Raw genomic sequence first — 18791 nt, 5'->3', positions numbered from 1 at the left:
CGCCTTAACGCCACGGCGCAAGCCGCGGCCTTCCCGATCCTTTCGGGCCAGAGTGTGGAATGGACATGCCCATGAACGTCTCTCAGCAGATCATGCAGCCGGGCATGCCCGGACGGGCGCTTGTCGAGGTGGGGGACCAGCTTCCCGCGCATACCGACCGTGTCGATATTTCGAAGTCGATCTCGTTCCTGCAGCGCCATTTCTGGCTGATCGCGGCCGTGATCGCAGCCTGCATGCTGCTGGGCGCGCTTTATTCGGTGCTGGCGGACAAGACCTATACGGCAACGGCCGTCACCAGCCTCGAAACCTCGAACGAGGAGCTGGTCAATACCGATGGCCAGCAAGGCGGGCCCGCCCCCGATCTGTCGGCTGCTTTCGTCGAAACGCAGGTCCAGATCATCACCTCGCGCGAGATGGCGACCCGCGTGGCCGAGGCGCTGGAAATGCTGGAAGGCGCAAGTGCGGCCGACCGGCGCGAAATCGTCGATACGCTGCAGGATCATGTCAGCGCGGGGCGTTCGGGCGAAAGCTATGCGCTGTCGATTTCCTATGACGCGCCGACGCCCGAGGATGCGGCCAAGATCGCCAATGAATATGCGCGCCAGTTCACCCTGTGGAATGTGCTGGCGACCCAGACCCGCGCGGGCGAAGCCATGGGCACGATCAGCGAACGGCTGGAAGAGCTGCGCGCGCAGGCGCAGGCCGATACGGCCGATCTGCAAAGCTATCGCATTGCCAACGATCTTCTCTCGACCTCGGGCAGTTCGCTGACCGAGCAGGAAATCTCGAGCTATAACCAGGAAGTCACCCGCGCCCGGGCCGAAGCTTCGGAAGCGCAGGCGCGTCTGAACACGGCCACCGCGCAATTGCGCAGCGGGTCGAGCGGCGAGGATGTCGGCGCGGCGCTGGGTTCGGGCGTGATCGGTTCGCTGCGTTCGCAAGAGGCAACGCTGGCGGGGCAGGTCGCCAATCTGTCGGCGCGCTATGGCCCCAACCACCCCGAACTGATGCGCACCCAAAACGAGCTGAACGAAGTGCGCCAGCGGATTCAGGCGGAAATCAACCGCGTCATCTCGAACCTTAGGGCAGAGCGTGACGTGGCGAACCAGCGTCTTGGATCGCTGACCGGATCGCTGGGCGCGGCACAGGCAAAGCTGTCGCGTTCGAACGCGGCCATGGTCGGGTTGAGCGAGCTTGAGCGCAAGGCCGAGGCATCGCAGGGCCTCTATGAAGCTTATCTGTCCAGCTATAAGCAATTGCTGGCTGCCGAAGGGACCGAGCGGCCCAATGCGCGGATCATCACGCTGGCCGAGGTTCCGACCAAGCCGAGCGCGCCCAATACGGTGCTGAACATGGCGCTGTCGTTGGTGCTGGGCGTGGGTTTGGGCGTGTTCGCCGCCATGATCGCAGACGCAACCGCCAAGGGCATCTCCACGCCCGAGCAGATCGAGCAGGAGTTGGGCCAGAACTATCTCGCCTCGATCCCGCTGCTGCAATCGGTGTCAAAGGGTACCAATGGCGTCGGTGCCGTTCTGGAAGAGCCGCGCTCGCCCTTTACCGAGGCGTTCCGGTCGCTGATGATCGCGGTGGAGCAGCAATGCGACACACCGCCGCAGGTCATCGCGATCACCTCGACCCTGCCCAAGGAAGGCAAGACGGTCACCTCGACCTGCCTTGCGCAAATGCTGGCGATGCAGGGGCATCCGACCCTGCTGGTCGATTGCGACTATGTGAAGCGCGGCGTGTCGCGCCTGCTCAACCTGTCGGACGAAACGCAGGGCCTGCTGGATGTGCTGTCGGGCAAGGCAACGCTTTCCGAGGCGATCCGCCACGGCAAGGAAGGGCTGGCCATCCTGCCCATCGTGTCGACCAGCGAGCGCGCCGAATCGCTGATGAGCGGGCCGGAGTTCGAGGAATTCCTGACTGCCCTGCGGCAGGGCTTTAAATATGTGATCCTCGATCTGCCGCCGGTGCTGCCGATCGCGGCCACGCGTTCGATCGCGCAATATGCCGATACGACGATCATGCTGGCGCGCTGGCGCAGCACCACCGTCCAGGCGGTGCAGGCAGCGCTTCGCCAGTTGCCGCGCGGCAGGGTGTCGCGCGCGGGGATTGCGCTGACGCAGGTCGACCTGCGCAAGCGGGGCCTGTTCTCCAAGCGCGATCCCAATTTCTATTACAAGGAATACCGGGAGTATTACGCGTGAATGCGGTTCAACCCGTAACCTTCCACCCCGGTGACGATGCGCCCCGCCCCCGTTTTTCGGAGCCGCGCGTGGCGATCGTTCATTATTGGTTGGTGTCGATGCGCGGCGGCGAGCGTGTGCTCGAACGGCTGTTGCACCTGTTCCCGCAGGCCGACATCTTTACCCATGTCTATGATCCGGCCAAAATGTCCGACGCCATCAACGAGGCGAAGGTCACCACCAGCTTCATCAACAAGATGCCGATGAGCCGGAAGTGGTATCAGTATTACCTGCCGCTGATGCCCATGGCTCTGGAACAGTTCGACCTGAACGGATACGATCTGATCATCTCGTCCGAAAGCGGTCCGGCCAAGGGCGTGATCACCGATCCGACCAGCCATCACATGTGCTATTGCCATTCACCCATGCGTTATCTGTGGGATCATTATCACCAATATCGCAAGGGCGCGAACCCGCTGGCGCGGGCGGCCATGCCGATGATGTATCACAAGCTGCGCGAATGGGACGTGTCCTCCAGCGCGCGGGTCGATAATTTCGTCGCCAATTCGAACTTCATCCGCCAGCGCATCATGAAGAACTGGCGGCGCGAGGCGGATGTCGTCCATCCGCCGGTGGAAACGAACCTTTTCACCGCATCGACCGAGATCGACGACCATTATCTGTGGGTCGGCCAGATGGTCCCCTACAAGCGGCCCGATCTGGCGGTTGAAGCCTTTAACGCCAGTGGCAAGCCGCTGTTGATGGTGGGCGTCGGCGGCATGGAAAAGCATCTGAAAAAGATCGCCAAGCCCAATATACGCTTCGTCGACCGCCTGAATTTCGACGAGCTGCGCCGCGCCTATGCCCGCGCCCGCGCGCTGGTGTTCACGGCGGAAGAGGATTTCGGCATCGTTCCGGTCGAGGCGATGGCTTCGGGCCGGCCCGTGCTGGGCTTTGGCCGCGGCGGCATCCTCGACAGCGTGGTGCATAACCGTACCGGCATCTTTTTCGACCGGCAGACGCCCGAATCGCTGGCCGCCGGGATCGAGGAGATGGAACGCTGGCTGCCCCATTTCAATCCGTCCGACGCCGTCAGCCACGCGCAGAATTTCGCGCCCGAACGGTTCGACCAGCAGATCCGGCAACTGACCAAGCAATATAGCTGATGCGAGCATGCTCCGCTTGCGCTAGGCAGGGCACAGAAGCTGTCGCGCCCTGTGCGCGGCGGCGGATAAAGGAAGACCGTCCGACAGAGGGACGGGCCATGGGGAATGCCGCGGATCCTTCATGACGGTAACGTTCATCGGACTGATCATGGCCGCCATCGGCCTGCTGCTGCTTATCCGCGGATCGCTGGCGGGCATGCTCGCCTTTCTGATGCTGTCGGGCATGATGGGCGGATCGGCTGCGATCATTCTGACGGCGGTGGGCGGCTCTTCCATTCCGCCTGCCCAGTTCGCGCTGGCCTTCATCTGGCTGCGTATGGTCATACCCGGCAGCCGGTTCCTCGACTCGCTCGGCCCCGCATTCAAAGAGAATTTCTGGCTGATCGTCTTCGTCGTCTATGGCGTGGCCATCGCCTATGTCGGGCCGCGCCTGTTTGCGGGGCAGATCAATGTCACGCCGCTCCGCTTCGAAGGGGGCGATGGCGGGCTGTTCGATACGTCTCCGCTGATGCCGACATCGCAGAACATGACCGCGTCGGTCTATCTGGTCGGCGCCTTGCTGACGGCGGTGGCTACCTATGTCGCCTGCATCTATCGCGGCGGCGCCAATGCGCTGGTCAAGACCGCGGTGGTGATCGCGTGGGTGCATTCGATCACCGGCGTTCTGGGCGCCGTGGGTCGCGGCACCCCGATCGAGAGTTTCTTCACCCTGCTGCGCAATGCCAATTACACGCAGCATAGTCAGGCCTATGAAGGGTTCATCCGGATCAACGGCATCTTTCCCGAACCCTCGTCATGGGCGGCCTTTGCCTTTTCGTGGTTCGTGTTTCTGGCAGAGTGCTGGTATCGCTCGATCGAGCCCAAGGCGACGGGGCGGGCGGCATTGCTGCTGGCGCTGGTGATGTTCTTCTCCACCTCTTCCTCCGCCTATGTCGGGCTGGGCGGCTATGCGCTGTTCTTCGCGGTGCGGATTGCCCTGTTCCCAACCCTCGCCAGCCATTCGCGCATCAGGGAAGCGGCCATTATCGGCCTTGCCGGCGCGGTGCTGACGGCGATCCTGCTCGCCGCGCTGCCCGCCTTTACCGAGGCGATCGGCAAGATGATCGACGATATGCTGTTCGCCAAGGCAGACAGCGAATCGGGCCGCCAGCGCCTTTTCTGGGCGATGCAGGGGCTGGAGGGTTTCGTCGTGTCGTGGGGTCTTGGCATCGGGCCGGGCAGTTTCCGGTCGTCCAGCCTTGCGACTGCCATCATCGGATCTTGCGGCGCGATCGGGGTGATCAGCTTCGTCGCCTATCTGCTCGCGGTGTTCGAACCGCGGCGCGGATCGTCATGGGGCGCTGCAGGGCCGATCGCGGCACGGCTTGGCGGGGCGGCTGCAACCGCGGCACTGGTGTCGCAAATCCCCTCGCTTGTCGCGGCGGCATCGCCGGTGCCCACGGGCGAATTCGCCATACTCGCAGGTGCGGCCCTGGCGCTGCGACGCGTGAAGCAGGGCGCAGCCCAGCCGGAGAGCGAGGGTGCTGCCGAAGTCGAGGTGGAAGATTTGCCCCCTGTCCGCCGGGGCTGGCGCGTTAGCGAATAGAGTGTTGGCGCTGAGGTAACGCAGAACGGCACGGGTCCGCTTGGGCCGCCGCGCCATTTGCTGGCATCAATGGACCGCGTCGTCGCTGTCGATGCTGTCCGCCATAGAGCGGAGAATATCGGGCAGCACATCGCGCATGCCCAGCATGTCATAGAAGTTCACCGTCGCGCCCAGCATGGCCATGCCGATCGCCTCGGGCCGGAAACCGCTGCTGACCAGCAGGCTATAGCCGTCGAGCATGCGTTTCGACACATGGGCAAACGCCTCGAACGGCGGAGTGCCGCCGTCGCCTTGCAGGTCGGGGAGGAAAGGCAGAGCGGGGGTGCCGTCTTCGTCGTCCAAATTCCATCCTTCCTGCATCAGACCCGCTTTCAAATTATGATCGAACATATGCCGCCGCCTCTTGTGGCCGTGTTTGGAAATGTTCCGCGATGACACATCCTGTCCCAATTTAACCGATGCAATTGACAAGAAAAGCATCCCTATCCGTGCGCGCACCCTATGACTCGAAATCGATAGGCGCGGTCCGAATGGCTAGAAAAAAGCCGCATTCCCGTCCTATCCGGCGGATAGCAGGATCATTCCCGACCGGATTATCGGGCTTTGTCAGCAGCATGCGTTACGGGCGCGAAATGCCGCGTGGGCCGCGCCGATTGCTAAATCGGGGTATGCCGCGAATTGCCGATGGCCGAGCCGGCCCCCCTGGCGCATGGTCTCGGTGGATTTCGCAACGGTCCGGCGCAGCGCGATTTTTCATTCGCCGGTAATTGTGCCAATTTGAAATCGAACCGGCAAAGCCGTTCCATCGCCGCGAACTATGTTATTGAATGCGGGGACATAACAGATGAAAGTCGCCCAACACCGATGCTAGCCCGCAAAGTATTCGCATCCTCGGCATTTCTGACCGGCAGCCGTTTTCTGGGCCGCGGTCTCGATATTCTGGCCGCTCTCGTCATGGCACGCTTCCTGTCGCCTGCCGATTTCGGTGTGGTCACTATCGGCCTTGCCGCGCTGATGGTGCTTGAATCATTTACCGAATTGCCGGTTGAGGATGCGCTGCTGCGCGAAAAAGAACTGCTGCGCGAGGATGTGGACACGGCGTTCACCCTGTCGGCCCTGCGCGGGCTGGGCGTGGGCGCTCTATTATGCGCGGCGGCGGTGCCGCTGGCGATGATTTATGACGATAACCGGCTGGTGCTACTGATCTGCCTGCTGGGTATCGCGCCGGTTGCGCGCGGGCTGCGCAGCCCGATGATGGTTCGCTTCGCGCGCGATGTAAATTACAAGCCTGCCGCCACGATCGATGCGATCTGCCGCATCACCTCTTTCGTGCTGGCGGTGGCCTGCGCGTGGTACACGCAATCCTATCTCTCGCTGGTGCTGCTGTCGGTCACGCCCCAGATTATCGAGATGATCGCCACCCATGTGCTGGCGCCCTATCGCCCGCATTTCACCTTGCGAAAAATGCGCTTCATCCTGTCCTTTGCGGGTCAGGTCACGATTTCGCGCGTGATGGCGACCCTGTCGTCAGAGGGGGACCGTTTCATCGTCGGCGGCTTTGTCAGCAAGGCGGCGCTGGGCTTCTTTTCGATGGGCCGCAGCGTGGCGACCACGGCCAGCTGGTCGCTGGCCATGCCGCTGCTGGCGGTCATGTATCCCGGCCTTGCGCAAATCCGCGAGGAGCCTGCCCGTTTCCGCCGCAGCTATTTGCGGGGTCAGGGAATGATCGTGTTCGCCATATTGCCGCTATCGCTGGCGCTGGCGGTGCTGGCCGATCCGCTCGTCCGGCTGGCGTTGGGAGAGGAATGGCTGCCCGTGGTGCCGGTGATGCAGGCGATATCGCTGCTGAACGCGGCGGCGACTTTTTCCATGCCTGCCCATTCGCTGGCCATGGCGACGGGAGAGATCCGGCAGATGATCTGGCGCGAACTGGCCACGCTGATCGTGTCGATCCCCGCAGTGACGCTGGGCGCAATCTATTACGGGCTGATCGGCGCAGTGCTGGGCCGTGTGCTGGCAGGGCTGGTGCATACGGGGATGAGCTTGCAGATGGTATCGCGGCTTGCCGATGTGCGCATCGCAACGCAGCTGGTGAACCCGTGGCGATCCGTCGTGTCGAGCGGGGTTTTCGCCGCGACGCTTTATCTCGTCGTGCACCATATGCCGGGCGAGAACTGGCTTGAACTGGTGATGCAAATGGGCGTGGCGGGAATCGCGGCAGGCCTTGCCTATGTCGCGGTGCATCTGGCGCTGTGGAAGCTGTCCGGCCTGCCCGAGGATAGTCCCGAGCATTTCCTGATCGACCTGCTGCAATCGGGGCTGCGCCGGTTCAGCGCCGCGCCCGCTCAATCCTGATGGGCCGGTCCGGCTGCGTCGCCGTGGCCGGGGATTTCCAGCGTGATCATCAGCGGCAAATGGTCCGATCCACGCCGGGGTCCGGTCCGCACATCGATCGCCCGCACCCTGCCGCGCAGGTAAAGCTGATCCAGCGGCAGGCGCAGCAGAGCCGGATTGCGCGCGGGCCAGCTGGTCGCAAAGCCGCTGGCAAGGCGGAAATCCCCGCTCTCGCCAATGCTGCGCACCGCGTGGGTCCATGGCGATGAATTGAAGTCACCTGTCATCACCGCAGGGCCCGGCACGGCCGCCGCTGCCTTGCGCATGGGCCCTACCCAATCTTCCTGCTCGCCCATTGGCCATGGCCGGTCGAGATGGGCGGCAAAGACGGTGAATTCGGTTCCGTTCACATCCAGCGTGGCGGTCAGCGCGGACAATGCCTTGCGATTATCCGCATCGCCGTCGCCCGCCAACGATTCCGACCCCAGCAACGGAAAGCGCGAAAACATCACGGTCGAGCAGGGATAATGCACCGAACAGGCCACCATGGTCGGATATTTGTCCTGCAGCACCTTGCCCCAGTGTTTTTGCATGCGCGACGCTTCCAGCAGGACCAGAATATCGGCATCCTGCGCGGCCAGCCATTCGGCATCGCGGGTCGATCGGGGATTGGTTTTCAGCATGTTGAATTCGATCATGCGGATCGTCTGGCTGCGATGCCCCACGGGCGGCGCGCTTTTCAGCAAAGGCCGGAACAGCACCAGCCCCGTGGCCAGTGCCGCCAGCATCATCGCAATGCCCAGTCCCAAAGCACGCAGATCGCGCAAGAACCAGCAGGCGGCGGCGGTGGCAATCACCAGCACCGGCCACCAATAGGCGGCGGCGATATTGATATTGTCGGCCAGCGGCACGAACGCGCCAGCCCACGAAACCGCCAGTGTCAGCGCGGCCAGCACCAGTATCGCCACCGCAGCCATGCGCCGCAGCCGATGCCAGCGATGCCTGCCTGTCAAAGCGACAGCAGCGTATTGATCAGATTGCGGGCCGCGCGGTCCCATGTCAGCCGTTTGGCGCGGTTCAGCGCGCGGGCCGACAAATCGCTGCGGTGCTGCGGCCCCTGATAGACCGAAGCGATCGCCTTGGCCCAGGCCGAGGGATCGTCATGCGCGACATAAAGCGCGCCATCGCCGCAGGCTTCGGGCAGCGCCCCGCAAGGCGCGACGATCGCGGGCGTGCCCAGCCGCATCGCTTCCAGCGGCGGCAGGCCGAACCCCTCTGTCGTCGAGGGAAATGCAAACATTGCGGCGTTTTCGTACAAGGCGCGCAATTCGCCGTCGCTGACACGGCCGGCAAAGCGGACATTGGACGGCACGTGATAGCCCGCCGCCACAAACCGGTCGCGGCTGGCCGATCCGAACAGCACCAATGTACGGTCTTTCAGTTCGGGCCGGGCAAAGGCGCGCAGCAGCACCACGATATTCTTGTGCGCCTGCAGGCTGGACAGCGCCAGCGTATAGCCGCCCTGTTCCAGAAAAAGCCGTTTCAGCACGGCATCGTCGGCGCTGTCGGAGAGCACATGGTCGCAGCCATTGTGGATCACGGTGATCTTGTCGGCAGGGGCAACATTCGCCTCGACGATCTGGTCGCGCGAGAATTCGGAGACGGTCAGGATGCGCCGGTGCCTGTCCCCCGCCATCGGCTGTTGCAGGCGGTACCAGCGGCGGAAATTGGCCGAATAGCTTTCAGGCGACAGCAGCACCTGAACATCGTGCAGCATCGTTACCGCATTCCGCCGCAGGACGGGTCCGACATTGCAAAGGCTGACCACCGTGGCGCGGCCCGCGCGCAGCGGCAGGGTCAGTTGTTCCCACGCATTACCTTTTAACGGGCCGACCACGCGATAGGGTACGCCCAGCGCATTGGCGCGGTCCTGCGCGTCGAACGGAATCCATAATTCCAGCGCAATGCGGCGGGCGAGTGCCGGATCGCTGGCGATCAGCCGGTGGGCATGGCGCACCATCTCTGTCGCGACGCGGTGCACGCCGACCGGTTCGGTCGCCAGAAAGCGGCCATTGACGATAAAGCGCCGCACAGGACCCTCTGCGTCAGCGGTGTCGGACAGATGGGAAACCTCTTCGTCGGGGGCGTGCGAAAGCGGCGCGGCCTCGGCAGCGGGAATGCGGGCTCCGTTGTCGAGCAGGTCGTGCATAATGGCCCTAGGCTGCATTTTCGGCCCGCGAAGGACAAGCGCGCAAATGGATGATTTGCCTATCTTACGGGCATAAGGCGCCTGCCCCAATGGCGCAAAACCGTCGGTTTACACGATACGCGGCTGGGGAAGCGGCACGATGAACTTGCCCCCTGCCTCGCGATAGGCGCCTTGCTGGGCAAGGATCTCCTCGGCAAAATTCCAGGCCAGCAACAGCGTATAATCGGGCCGGTCCTCGAACAGAGCCTCGGGCGGGCGGATCGGCAAATGGACGCCGGGCATCAGGCGCCCCTGTTTGTGCGTAGAAAGATCGGCAACGAAATTAATGTGGTGCCGACCCAGACCGCAGGCATTCAGCAACGCCGAACCCTTTGCCGCCGCGCCATAGGCCGCGACCGAATGGCCTTTGGACCGCAAATCCTCGATCATCGACACAAGGCTGTCGCGCAGCACGGCTGCGTCGTCCGCCAGATCATCGAAAAACGCGCGCGATGCGATGCCGATTGCGCGTTCTTCGGCCAGCATATCCAGCACGGCGGCGTCGCGATCCTCAACCGTTTCGGCAAAAACACGCAGCGAACCGCCGTGGATCGACACGCGTTCGACCCGGTTGACGAACAAACCGTGCGCGCCCAGCAGATTATCCAGCGCGGTCAGCGAGAAATAGCACATGTGCTGGTGGTGGATCGTATCGAACTGCACGCTTTCGACCAGATCCCGCAGATAGGGCACCTCGATCACGGCCGTGCCACCGGGCTTCAACAAAGTGGCGATGCCGGTGACGAAACCGCGCAGATCGTCGGCATGGGTCAGCACATTATTGGCATGCACGATATCGGCGGGCCCACGCCTTTGCCGCACATCATGGGCAAGGTTGGATGTGAAGAACTCGGGCATGGTATCGACCCGCCCCGCCCGCGCCGCCTTGGCCGGACCTTCCGCCGGATCGATGCCCAGTACGGTCACGCCTGCCGCGACATAATTCTTCAGCAGATAGCCGTCATTGCTCCCGATCTCGACCACAAGGCTCGACCGGTCCAGCCGCCGCTCTGCCAGCCGCGCCTCGACATTGGCCTTTGCGTGGTCGAGCACGGTGCGCGAGACCGACGAGTAATAGGGGTAATCGTCGGCGAACAGCACTTCGGGCCGCACGGTTTCGGTCAATTGCACCAGGGCGCATTCGTGGCACAGGGCGACCACCAGATCGAAACGCGGTTCGGCGCGGCAATCCCATTCCGACGTCAGCAGCCGGTCGGCCAGCGGCACTTCGCCCAGATCGAGAAATCGGTGCAGCCGGTCCGACCCGCAAGCGCGGCAGCGATCCTCGGTATGCGAGAGCGGCCGGTTGTCGAACACGGGGTTCAGAAGGCGGCCGTCGACAGGCATCAGGCAGCGAGTTTCCGTTCCAGCGGAAAGAAATCGCGGCTTGCGCTGCCTTCGGCCACGCGCTGCCGCAAATGGGCAATGCGGTCGAAACCGGGCCCTTCGAATGCGGTGCCCGACAGACCCTGCACTTCATAGGCTGCCAGCAATTGCGCGATTCCGTCGCGGCAATTCCAGCGCGGCTGCCAGTCGGGCAGGGCATCGGCGATATGGTCCGCGCTGACGCGATAGCTGCGCGGATCGCGCGCGGCATCGGCAGCATGGGCGATCAGCGCGCCGGGCACCATATCGCGGACCATGCGGGCCAGATCGCGCACGCGGAAATTATCGGCCGAACGCGCCACATTGAAAATGCCGCGATGCACCTTGTCGCGCGGCGCCTCTGCCGCAGAGGCGAAGGCGTGGGCCAGATCCTCCACATGGATCAGCGGACGCCACGCGCTCCCCTCACTCTTCAGGCGGACGGTGCGGCGGGTATGGGCCCACGCGACCAGATTATTGACCACCAGATCAAAGCGCAGCCGCGGCGACACGCCATAGGCCGTTGCCGCGCGAAGCGACACGGGGCTGAACCCGCTGTCGGCCAGCGGCAGGACGGCGCGCTCTACCTCTAGCTTGGAAGTGGCATAGGCGCTGATCGGGCGCGGCGCGGCGCTTTCGCCCGCCATTCGCCCGCGGCTGTCGCCATAGGCCGCGCAACTCGACGCAAAGATAAAGCGCGACACGCCCGCAAGCTTGGCCATGCGGGCCAGCACGATCGAGGCGGTGCAATTGATGTCGTCGGTGAGATCGGGCCGGTATGCGCCCAGTGCATCGTTCGACAATCCGGCCAGATGGATTACCGCGTCGAAACCCGACAGGCGTTCGACCACATCGGGCGCTGCGATGAAATCGCGGATATCCTGACCGATTTGCGGAATCTGCACCGGCGGCGCGCCGAAATCGCAGCCGCCGAACAAGTCCGAATCCAGCCCCGCCAGATCGTGCCCGCGATCCAGCAAGACCGGCACCAGAACCGAGCCGATATAGCCCAGATGTCCCGTGACCAGGATTTTCATTGCCCCAACCCCTTATTCGACGCGGAGTTCTTTCCGAAAAAAGAATCCGACCGACCGAGCCGAGAATAGGGAGCATGACTTAACGATTCGATGCAACTGCGCATCGAGCCATTGCCATGCCCGAAAGGGGCATAAAGCTGTGGGCACCCCGAAAAGGGGGCGATTTATCAGAATGTCAGCTTGATCTGGTGCGGTCGAGAAGACTCGAACTTCCACGGGCTTTCGCCCACAACGACCTCAACGTTGCGCGTCTACCAATTCCGCCACGACCGCATCCAAAGGGGAGAGGCAGGCCCGTTCGCAAATGGGCTGCCCCGTGGTAGGCGCGTGCCATTAGCAACGTCGTTGCGCCTGCGCAACCGGCAAATGCAATTGGCTGAAATGCCCGTGCGCGATGCGGTTTTATCGGCCCGCTATGCGCAATGGCGTCAGCTGGGTTTCCAGCCGATGTCCATGATTTCCGCCGATCGCGGCACATCGGTCACCATCTGGCTGACCTTGACGCTTTCGCCGGGGCCAAGCTCGCTGCGGCTGGCTTCCATTTCCCAGCTATAGACGATCCGCTTTTGCGAATCGCGTAGCACCACCAGCACGGGCGGCACGTGTTCGCTGCGACTGCCGGTATTGGTGATGGTGCCATTGGCCGCGAACAGCAGGCGGCCATTGGGCAATTCGCGGCGGTCCTGATCGTCGAGCGGGAAGTCCAGCACAAGGTTTTCCGATGCGGGCGCAAATGCCGTCTGGCCAAAGGGCAGCCACGCGGGCGCCCCGAAATAGCGCGCCGCGCCATAAACCACCGCAGCCGCGACCACGAGCAGGACCGCGCAGATCAGCAACAGGCGTTTCCACCGGCTTTCGCCCTGATCAAGATCTTCGTATTCGGCATCGACCGGCTCTGCATCCACCTCGGCAAAGGCGGGGGCAGCGGCGGCGGGCTCTTCCTCGACCACCGGATCGGGTTCGACGTCGATCGCGACCTCGTCGAAGATGGTGGCGGTTTCGGCGAATTCATCGATGTCCGCGTCCGCTTCGGCGACTTCGGCAACGGGTTCGGCGGTCGCGGTTGCGCCCACATCGGCCCAGCCGCGCGGCGCGGGCGGCGCATCGCTCCACGCGGTTTCGCTGGCGAAAGGCTCTGGCGCAGGCTCGGCAGGCGCAGGCGCGGCTGACGCAGGCTCGGCAGGGGGAGGCGCGGGTTCGGCGACGGGCGCGGGTTGCGGTTCGGTGCTGGCGGCAGGAATTTCTTCCGCCGCCGCGCCCTCGAAACCGTCCTGATGCCAGCTGTGCCGGCATTTGGCGCAGCGAACGATGCGTCCTTGCGCGCCGATGGCGTTGTCGGGCACCGTATAGCGCGTGTGACAGGCGGGACATGCGATCTGCATAAGAAGAATCTAAGCCCGAGACGCGAATCAGGGCAAGTGTTGCGCAGCGAAGGGTTAACGATAGCGCAGTGTTATCCACATCAACGGTCCGCCAAGGGCTCGATTGCGCGCGCCAGATGCTATTGAAGCCATGGTGAAGGGGCGTCCGGCGCCCCGCTTAACCCGCTGACGAGAAGAAAGATGCAGGCCACAGGCAGCGGATCGTCCCGTCCAGACCTTGTGAACGATGCCGCATTCGGCAGCGGCGGCCCGCAGGGGCCGGTCGCGCCCGGCGCTCAGCGTTCGCGCGAACCCATTGTGCGGTTCGAAAATGTCGGCCTGCGTTACGGGACCGAGCGCGAGATCCTGTCCGATATCTCGTTCCAGTTGCATCGCGGGCGGTTCTATTTCCTGACCGGCCCGTCGGGCGCGGGCAAAACCTCGCTTTTGAAGCTGCTCTATCTGGCGCAAAGCCCGTCGCGCGGGGAAATCGCGCTGTTCGGAGAGGATGCGGTGCATCTGGAACGCGCGGCCCGCCCCGCGCTGCGGCGCCGGATCGGTGTGGTGTTTCAGGATTTCCGGCTGGTCCCGCATCTGACGGTTTACGACAATATCGCCCTGCCGCTGCGGCTGGCGGGGGTGAGCGAGGAGGAAATGCACGGCCCCGTCGACGATATGATCGACTGGGTGGGGCTGGGCGCCAGCCGGCATGCGCGTCCCGAAACCCTGTCGGGCGGGGAACAGCAGCGCGTGGCGATTGCCCGTGCCGTCATCACGCGGCCCGACCTGCTGGTCGCGGACGAGCCGACGGGCAATGTCGATCCCGATATGGCGGTGCGGCTGTTGCGGCTGTTCGGCGCGATGAACCGGCTGGGCACGACCGTTGTGCTGGCAACGCATGACATGACCCTGATGGGCCGGATGAAGGATGCCTCGGTCATGCGGCTGGAGCGCGGGCGGCTGACCGATCCGACCGGCGCACTGCGCAACCCGCCGCACAGCTGGCAACCCGCCGAACGGAACGGCGATCCATGGTAGGGGGCGTGTTCTCCCCCGGCAGGCACGATCTGCGCACGCGGCTGTCGTCGCTGCGCGTCAATCCCGCGCGCTGGACGTTGAAGGCGGGGTCCGATCCGATCATCAAACAGCGCGCCATCGCGGGGCCGGTGCCATGGGTGATCGCCATCATGACCGCGCTGACCGTGATCGCGGCGGCAGGCGGGCTGGCCCTGGGTTCGATCGCATCGGCAGCGGGGGACGAACTGGCGGGCGGGGTGACGATCCAGATCGCCGGTCCGCCCGAAGCAGAGGCCGCGCGGCAGGCCGAAGCGGTCGTGGCGATCCTGTCCGAAGGCGATGGCGTGCAATCGCTGCGCCGCATGGACGAAGACCAACGCGCTGCCCTGATCGAGCCGTGGCTGGGTGATCTGGGGGCGGACGATCCGGACCGGGAAGCGGGTGAGGCCGATGACAGCCTGCTCGTCCTTCCCGAACTGATCGAAGTGCAACTGGCGGGCGAGGCCGACGAGGCAGCGCTGGCCGGATTGCGCGCGCGTATCGCAAAAGCCGCGCCCGACGCGCTGGTCAATGCCGATACCGGCTGGCTGGAACCCGTGGGTCAGGCGATCGAAGCGATGCAATGGCTGGCGCTGGCGCTGGTGGGCGTGCTGGCGCTGGCGACGCTGGCGGCGGTGCTGCTGGCCAGCCGCAGCGCGCTGGCCGCCAATCGCGAGATTATCGAACTGATGCATCTGCTGGGTGCGGCGGACCGGCAAGTGGCGCAATTGTTCCAGCGCGCGGCGGCCGTGGGCGCAGGCATCGGCGGGGCGGCGGGTTTTGCCGTGGCGGTGGCGGTGGTGATCGTTCTGGGCGGACGGTTCGCGGCGCTGGGGCCGGGCGAGGCTGCGCGCGGTTTAAGCGTCTGGCACTGGATATTGCTGGCACTGATCCCCGTGATGGCAACCGTTCTGGCAGCGATCACGGCACGTCTGACGGTGCTGGCGACGCTGCGGCGCATGGTGTGACGGCGCAGCAGGCTGTGCATCGAAATACGACATTTGCAGCCGGGCGATTGCCCCGCCGCGAAGTGCGGCTTAAAGCCCGTTTGTCATGATCCGCCGCATCCTGTCCTTTCTGTTGCTTGTCTGGGCGATCGGCTTCATCTGGTTCGCCGCCGTTCCCCCGCAACCTGCGGGAGAGGACAAGACCGATGGCATCGTCGTGCTGACCGGCGGTGCGGGCCGTATCGAGCGCGGGGTAGAGGCTTTGCGTGAAGGATGGAGCGGGGCCATGCTGGTATCGGGCGTGGGCCGCGAAGTGAAAGAGGCCGAACTCGCCGCGCAATTCGCCATTCCCTCCAGCCTGATGAACTGCTGCATTACGCTGGGCTATGACGCGGTCGACACGCGCACCAATGCCGAGGAAACGGCGGCATGGATCGCGGCCAACGATGTCGCCAGCATCCGTCTGGTCACGGCCGATTATCACATGCGCCGCGCGGCTTCGGACCTGCGCCGCCAGATCGGTCCCGATGTGACGATCCTGCGCGATGCGGTGCATACCGAACCCTCGCTCGCCATGCTGTTCCTTGAATATCACAAGCTGCTGATCGGCTGGGTCGCGGCACTGTTCGACCTGTAGGGCGGCGGATGATGGCGTGGGCTCGCACGATCCTGTTCGCGGTGATCTTCTACACCGGATCGCTGTTTTACGTGCTGGGGGCGACATTGATGCGCGTCCTCTCGCAGCCTGCCTTGATGCGCGTGGCCGAGGGGTGGTCCCATTTCCACCGCTGGTGCGTGCGCCATATTCTGGGCATCGACATCCGGATAGAGGGCGCGCGGCCCGCGGTTCAGGCCTTCTATGTGCTGCGCCACGAAAGCTTTTTCGAGGCGATCGATCTGCCGACCTTCCTACCGGGCCATCCGGTGCCCTTTGCCAAGATCGAGCTGATCCGCATCCCGCTATGGGGCGCGTTGGCCACCCGCTATGGCGTGGTCGGCGTGGACCGCGAACGCGGCGCGGCGGCGCTGCGCGACATGAAGCGCAAGGCCGACGCGATCAAACCCACCGGCCGCGATTTCGCCCTGTTCCCCGAAGGCACGCGGGTAGAGGTCGGCGCATCGCCCAAAATGCAATCGGGCCTCTATGGCATTTATCGCCTGCTGGGCCTGCCGATGGTGCCGGTCGCGGTGAACAGCGGGCATCTGTATCACCACATGCCCAAGCGGCGCGGCACCATCATCTATCGCATCGGAGAGGTGATCCCCGCCGGTCTTGAACGCGCCGAAGTGGAGCGCCGCGTGCGCGAGGCGCTGAATGCGCTGAATCCCGAATTTCAGGCTTGACCCGGCTATTTGACTTGCGTTCCGCCGTGGTCGCGGCGGCCGAAATCGGGGCGGGCATCGTCCTGCCCTTCCTCGATGATAGAGCGGCGCACGGCGCGGGTCTGGGTGAAATGGTCGAATAGCGCATCCCCGTCGCCCCAGCGGATCGCGCGTTGCAGCGCCGACAGATCCTCGCTGAACCGTTGCAGCACTTCCAGCACGGCCTCCTTGTTCGACAGAAACACGTCGCGCCACATGGTCGGGTCCGATGCGGCAATGCGGGTGAAATCGCGAAATCCGCCTGCCGAATATTTGATGACTTCGCTACGGGTCACGTCCTCGAGATCGGATGCGGTGCCGACGATGGTATAGGCGATCAGATGCGGCACATGGCTGGTGATCGCCAGCACCAGATCGTGATGGCGCGCGTCCATCATCTCTACCTTGGCGCCGAGCGCCGTCCAGAATGCGGCAGTGCGATCCGCATCGTCCGGCGCCGCGCCATCGGCAGGCGTCAGAATGCACCAGCGATTGCGGAACAGGCTGGCAAAGCCCGCGTCCGGACCCGAATGTTCGGTGCCCGCGACGGGATGGGCGGGCACGATCGGCTGGCCGGGAAGGGCGGCGGCGATCGCTTCGGCGACCGACTGCTTGCACGATCCCACGTCGCTGATGATCGCATCGGGCTTCAGCGCGCCCTGCAATGTGTCGGCGGCAGCGCCCATCGCATTCACCGGCACGCACAGCACGACCAGATCGGCACCGGCGACGGCGTCCTTGGGGTCGTCGAACACCTCGTGCGCCAGTCCCCGCGCGCGCGCGCGGATGCGTACGGTTTCGTCCGCGTCAAATGCGGTAACGCGCGTGTCGGGCAGCGCCTCTTGCGTGGCAAGGCCGATCGACCCGCCGATCAGGCCAAGGCCGATGATGGCGATTTGCCGGAACGGGGTATCGGTCACGACGCGGCCTTTGCGGCAGTGCGGATGGCGGCGGTGATGTCGTCCATCTGCGCATCCGAACCGATGGTGATGCGCAAGGCATGGGGCAGGCCTTGGCCCGGCAAATGCCGCACCGCATAGCCCGCCGCCGCAATGGCATCCTGTGCCGCCTCTGCCGTCAGCGCGCCCTGAAACAGCACCAGCACGAAATTCGCCTCGCTGGGAACGACGGACAGGCCGTGATTGCCCAATGCCTCGATCGCCGAAACGAAACGCGCGCGGCTGGCGGCATTGGCGTTGCGCGAACGTGTGACGAAATCCTGATCCTCCAGCGCGGCCAGCGCGGCGGCCTGACCAGACAGGGTGACGTTGAACGGTCCGCGAATGCGGTTCAGCGCATCGGCGATGGCAGGCGCGCCAAAGCCCCAGCCGATCCGTTCGCCCGCAAGGCCATAGATCTTGGAAAAGGTGCGCGTGACCAGCACATTGTCATGCGCCTTGGCCAATGCGATGCCGCCGTCGTCCTCACCCTCGGCCAGATATTCGCCATAGGCCTGATCGACCACCAGCAGCACATCGTTGGGAAGGCCCGCATGCAGCCGTGCCAGCTCTTCCGCGCCGATATAGCGGCCCGTGGGATTGTTCGGGTTGGCAAGAAACACCACGCGCGTCCGCGCGGTCACGCAGGCCAGCAACGCATCGACATCGGTGCCGTAATCGCGGTCGGGCGCGACGACGGGCGTTGCGCCGCAGCGGCGGGCGGCAATGTCGTAAACCGCAAAGCCATAGCGGACATAGACAATCTCGTCCCCCGGCCCCGCATAGGCCTGCGCCGCGATATGCAGGATTTCGTCACTGCCGGTGCCGCACACGATCTGCGCGGGGTTCAGGCCGTACATTTCGCCGATCTTGGCGCGCAGGGCTTTGGAATCGGGATCGGGATAGATCGCAGGCCCCGCCACCGCCGCCCGCGCGGCCAATGCTTGCTCGCTGGTGCCCAGCGGGTTTTCGTTGGCCGACAGCTTGATCAACGGCTTGCCGTCCGCGCCCGCCGACTTGCCGGGCACATAGGCATGGATCGCCTCGATCCACGGCTTCATGCGGGGGCCGCCCTTGGCTTCGGGCGCGGTATCGGGGCTGGTCTGGCTGTTCATGGGGCTGCGCATTAGCCGCCTGTGCCGCATTCGCCAATCGTGCAATTCGCGAAATCACGCCCGCGCGCGCATTGCTATCGTTGACAGAAGG

The 18791-nt window shown here is 64.3% G+C and carries 16 protein-coding genes and 1 tRNA gene; 8 read left to right on the top strand and 9 right to left on the bottom strand.

Annotated features, from left to right (window positions below; all coding sequences use genetic code 11):
• Positions 1 to 71: 71 nt before the first annotated feature.
• The 3 genes from LOZ74_RS15845 to LOZ74_RS15835 all read left to right on the top strand — a co-directional run bounded on the left by LOZ74_RS15845 (position 72) and on the right by LOZ74_RS15835 (position 4937).
• On the top strand, positions 72 to 2207 hold the full coding sequence (locus LOZ74_RS15845; RefSeq protein WP_230291976.1) for a polysaccharide biosynthesis tyrosine autokinase: 2136 nt from the start codon (positions 72 to 74) through the stop codon (positions 2205 to 2207).
• A gap of 98 nt (positions 2208 to 2305) precedes the next feature.
• Entirely contained in the window at positions 2306 to 3352 is a 1047-nt protein-coding gene (locus LOZ74_RS15840; RefSeq protein WP_230293929.1) for a glycosyltransferase, read from the top strand.
• 121 nt (positions 3353 to 3473) lie between these two features.
• Complete coding sequence (locus LOZ74_RS15835) at positions 3474 to 4937, top strand: glycoside hydrolase (RefSeq protein ID WP_230291975.1); 1464 nt, start codon at positions 3474 to 3476, stop codon at positions 4935 to 4937.
• A 66-nt stretch (positions 4938 to 5003) separates the two neighbouring features.
• Here LOZ74_RS15835 and LOZ74_RS15830 read toward each other — a convergent pair whose 3' ends face one another.
• Positions 5004 to 5279 carry a hypothetical protein gene (locus tag LOZ74_RS15830; RefSeq protein WP_230291974.1) on the bottom strand — a complete coding sequence of 92 codons (276 nt, stop codon included), beginning with the start codon at positions 5277 to 5279 and terminating at the stop codon, positions 5004 to 5006.
• Positions 5280 to 5801: 522 nt separating this feature from the next.
• Between LOZ74_RS15830 and LOZ74_RS15825 the strand changes: the two genes are divergently transcribed.
• On the top strand, positions 5802 to 7292 hold the full coding sequence (locus LOZ74_RS15825) for a lipopolysaccharide biosynthesis protein (RefSeq protein WP_230291973.1): 1491 nt from the start codon (positions 5802 to 5804) through the stop codon (positions 7290 to 7292).
• Here LOZ74_RS15825 and LOZ74_RS15820 read toward each other — a convergent pair.
• The 6 genes from LOZ74_RS15820 to LOZ74_RS15795 form a co-directional block, all read right to left on the bottom strand.
• The gene (locus LOZ74_RS15820) at positions 7283 to 8248 is read right to left on the bottom strand and encodes an endonuclease/exonuclease/phosphatase family protein (RefSeq protein ID WP_230291972.1); all 966 of its coding nucleotides are present in this window, start codon (positions 8246 to 8248) and stop codon (positions 7283 to 7285) included. The two genes, LOZ74_RS15825 and LOZ74_RS15820, sit on opposite strands and share 10 nt — an antisense overlap.
• Before the next feature lie 32 nt (positions 8249 to 8280).
• Positions 8281 to 9480 (bottom strand): glycosyltransferase family 1 protein, encoded by a 1200-nt coding sequence (locus LOZ74_RS15815; RefSeq protein WP_230291971.1) that lies wholly within the window; start codon positions 9478 to 9480, stop codon positions 8281 to 8283.
• A 108-nt stretch (positions 9481 to 9588) separates the two neighbouring features.
• Entirely contained in the window at positions 9589 to 10866 is a 1278-nt protein-coding gene (locus LOZ74_RS15810) for a class I SAM-dependent methyltransferase (protein ID WP_230291970.1), read from the bottom strand.
• On the bottom strand, positions 10866 to 11921 hold the full coding sequence (locus LOZ74_RS15805; protein WP_230291969.1) for an NAD(P)-dependent oxidoreductase: 1056 nt from the start codon (positions 11919 to 11921) through the stop codon (positions 10866 to 10868). Before LOZ74_RS15805 ends, LOZ74_RS15810 begins: the two co-directional genes overlap by 1 nt.
• A 186-nt stretch (positions 11922 to 12107) precedes the next feature.
• Positions 12108 to 12194 (bottom strand) — tRNA-Leu (locus LOZ74_RS15800).
• Positions 12195 to 12349: 155 nt separating this feature from the next.
• Entirely contained in the window at positions 12350 to 13303 is a 954-nt protein-coding gene (locus LOZ74_RS15795) for a zinc-ribbon domain-containing protein (protein WP_230291968.1), read from the bottom strand.
• 180 nt (positions 13304 to 13483) lie between these two features.
• Between LOZ74_RS15795 and ftsE the strand changes: the two genes are divergently transcribed.
• From ftsE to LOZ74_RS15775, 4 genes are all read left to right on the top strand, one after another.
• The gene (ftsE, locus tag LOZ74_RS15790) at positions 13484 to 14320 is read left to right on the top strand and encodes a cell division ATP-binding protein FtsE (RefSeq protein ID WP_230291967.1); all 837 of its coding nucleotides are present in this window, start codon (positions 13484 to 13486) and stop codon (positions 14318 to 14320) included.
• A complete protein-coding gene (locus LOZ74_RS15785; protein ID WP_230291966.1) occupies positions 14314 to 15306 on the top strand; it encodes an ABC transporter permease in 993 nt (330 codons plus the stop codon). Before ftsE ends, LOZ74_RS15785 begins: the two co-directional genes overlap by 7 nt.
• A gap of 85 nt (positions 15307 to 15391) precedes the next feature.
• Entirely contained in the window at positions 15392 to 15922 is a 531-nt protein-coding gene (locus tag LOZ74_RS15780) for a YdcF family protein (RefSeq protein WP_230279929.1), read from the top strand.
• 8 nt (positions 15923 to 15930) lie between these two features.
• On the top strand, positions 15931 to 16629 hold the full coding sequence (locus LOZ74_RS15775; protein WP_370638844.1) for a lysophospholipid acyltransferase family protein: 699 nt from the start codon (positions 15931 to 15933) through the stop codon (positions 16627 to 16629).
• Between the two features lie 5 nt (positions 16630 to 16634).
• On the opposite strand, the gene LOZ74_RS15770 is transcribed toward LOZ74_RS15775, so the two are convergent.
• Positions 16635 to 17567, bottom strand: a complete 933-nt coding sequence (locus LOZ74_RS15770; RefSeq protein ID WP_230291965.1) for a prephenate/arogenate dehydrogenase family protein — start codon at positions 17565 to 17567, stop codon at positions 16635 to 16637.
• Complete coding sequence (gene hisC / locus LOZ74_RS15765; protein ID WP_230291964.1) at positions 17564 to 18700, bottom strand: histidinol-phosphate transaminase; 1137 nt, start codon at positions 18698 to 18700, stop codon at positions 17564 to 17566. Before hisC ends, LOZ74_RS15770 begins: the two co-directional genes overlap by 4 nt.
• Positions 18701 to 18791: the final 91 nt, after the last annotated feature.

Origin of the sequence: Croceicoccus sp. Ery5 (genome assembly GCF_020985325.1) — a bacterium.
Lineage (GTDB): Bacteria > Pseudomonadota > Alphaproteobacteria > Sphingomonadales > Sphingomonadaceae > Croceicoccus.
Note: the sequence above shows the minus strand (reverse complement) of the source record. Positions and strands in the feature narration are given on the sequence as shown.

What these genes read in the sequence shown, in the direction of transcription:
- LOZ74_RS15775 (WP_370638844.1), top strand. Translation starts at nt 15,931, where the DNA reads ATGATGGCGTGGGCTCGCACGATCCTGTTCGCGGTGATCTTCTACACC.
- LOZ74_RS15835 (WP_230291975.1), top strand. Translation starts at nt 3,474, where the DNA reads ATGACGGTAACGTTCATCGGACTGATCATGGCCGCCATCGGCCTGCTG.
- hisC (WP_230291964.1), bottom strand. Translation starts at nt 18,700, where the DNA reads ATGAACAGCCAGACCAGCCCCGATACCGCGCCCGAAGCCAAGGGCGGC.
- LOZ74_RS15805 (WP_230291969.1), bottom strand. Translation starts at nt 11,921, where the DNA reads ATGAAAATCCTGGTCACGGGACATCTGGGCTATATCGGCTCGGTTCTG.
- ftsE (WP_230291967.1), top strand. Translation starts at nt 13,484, where the DNA reads ATGCAGGCCACAGGCAGCGGATCGTCCCGTCCAGACCTTGTGAACGAT.
- LOZ74_RS15840 (WP_230293929.1), top strand. Translation starts at nt 2,306, where the DNA reads ATGCGCGGCGGCGAGCGTGTGCTCGAACGGCTGTTGCACCTGTTCCCG.
- LOZ74_RS15780 (WP_230279929.1), top strand. Translation starts at nt 15,392, where the DNA reads ATGATCCGCCGCATCCTGTCCTTTCTGTTGCTTGTCTGGGCGATCGGC.
- LOZ74_RS15815 (WP_230291971.1), bottom strand. Translation starts at nt 9,480, where the DNA reads ATGCACGACCTGCTCGACAACGGAGCCCGCATTCCCGCTGCCGAGGCC.
- LOZ74_RS15785 (WP_230291966.1), top strand. Translation starts at nt 14,314, where the DNA reads ATGGTAGGGGGCGTGTTCTCCCCCGGCAGGCACGATCTGCGCACGCGG.
- LOZ74_RS15845 (WP_230291976.1), top strand. Translation starts at nt 72, where the DNA reads ATGAACGTCTCTCAGCAGATCATGCAGCCGGGCATGCCCGGACGGGCG.
- LOZ74_RS15820 (WP_230291972.1), bottom strand. Translation starts at nt 8,248, where the DNA reads ATGGCTGCGGTGGCGATACTGGTGCTGGCCGCGCTGACACTGGCGGTT.
- LOZ74_RS15810 (WP_230291970.1), bottom strand. Translation starts at nt 10,866, where the DNA reads ATGCCTGTCGACGGCCGCCTTCTGAACCCCGTGTTCGACAACCGGCCG.
- LOZ74_RS15825 (WP_230291973.1), top strand. Translation starts at nt 5,802, where the DNA reads ATGCTAGCCCGCAAAGTATTCGCATCCTCGGCATTTCTGACCGGCAGC.
- LOZ74_RS15795 (WP_230291968.1), bottom strand. Translation starts at nt 13,303, where the DNA reads ATGCAGATCGCATGTCCCGCCTGTCACACGCGCTATACGGTGCCCGAC.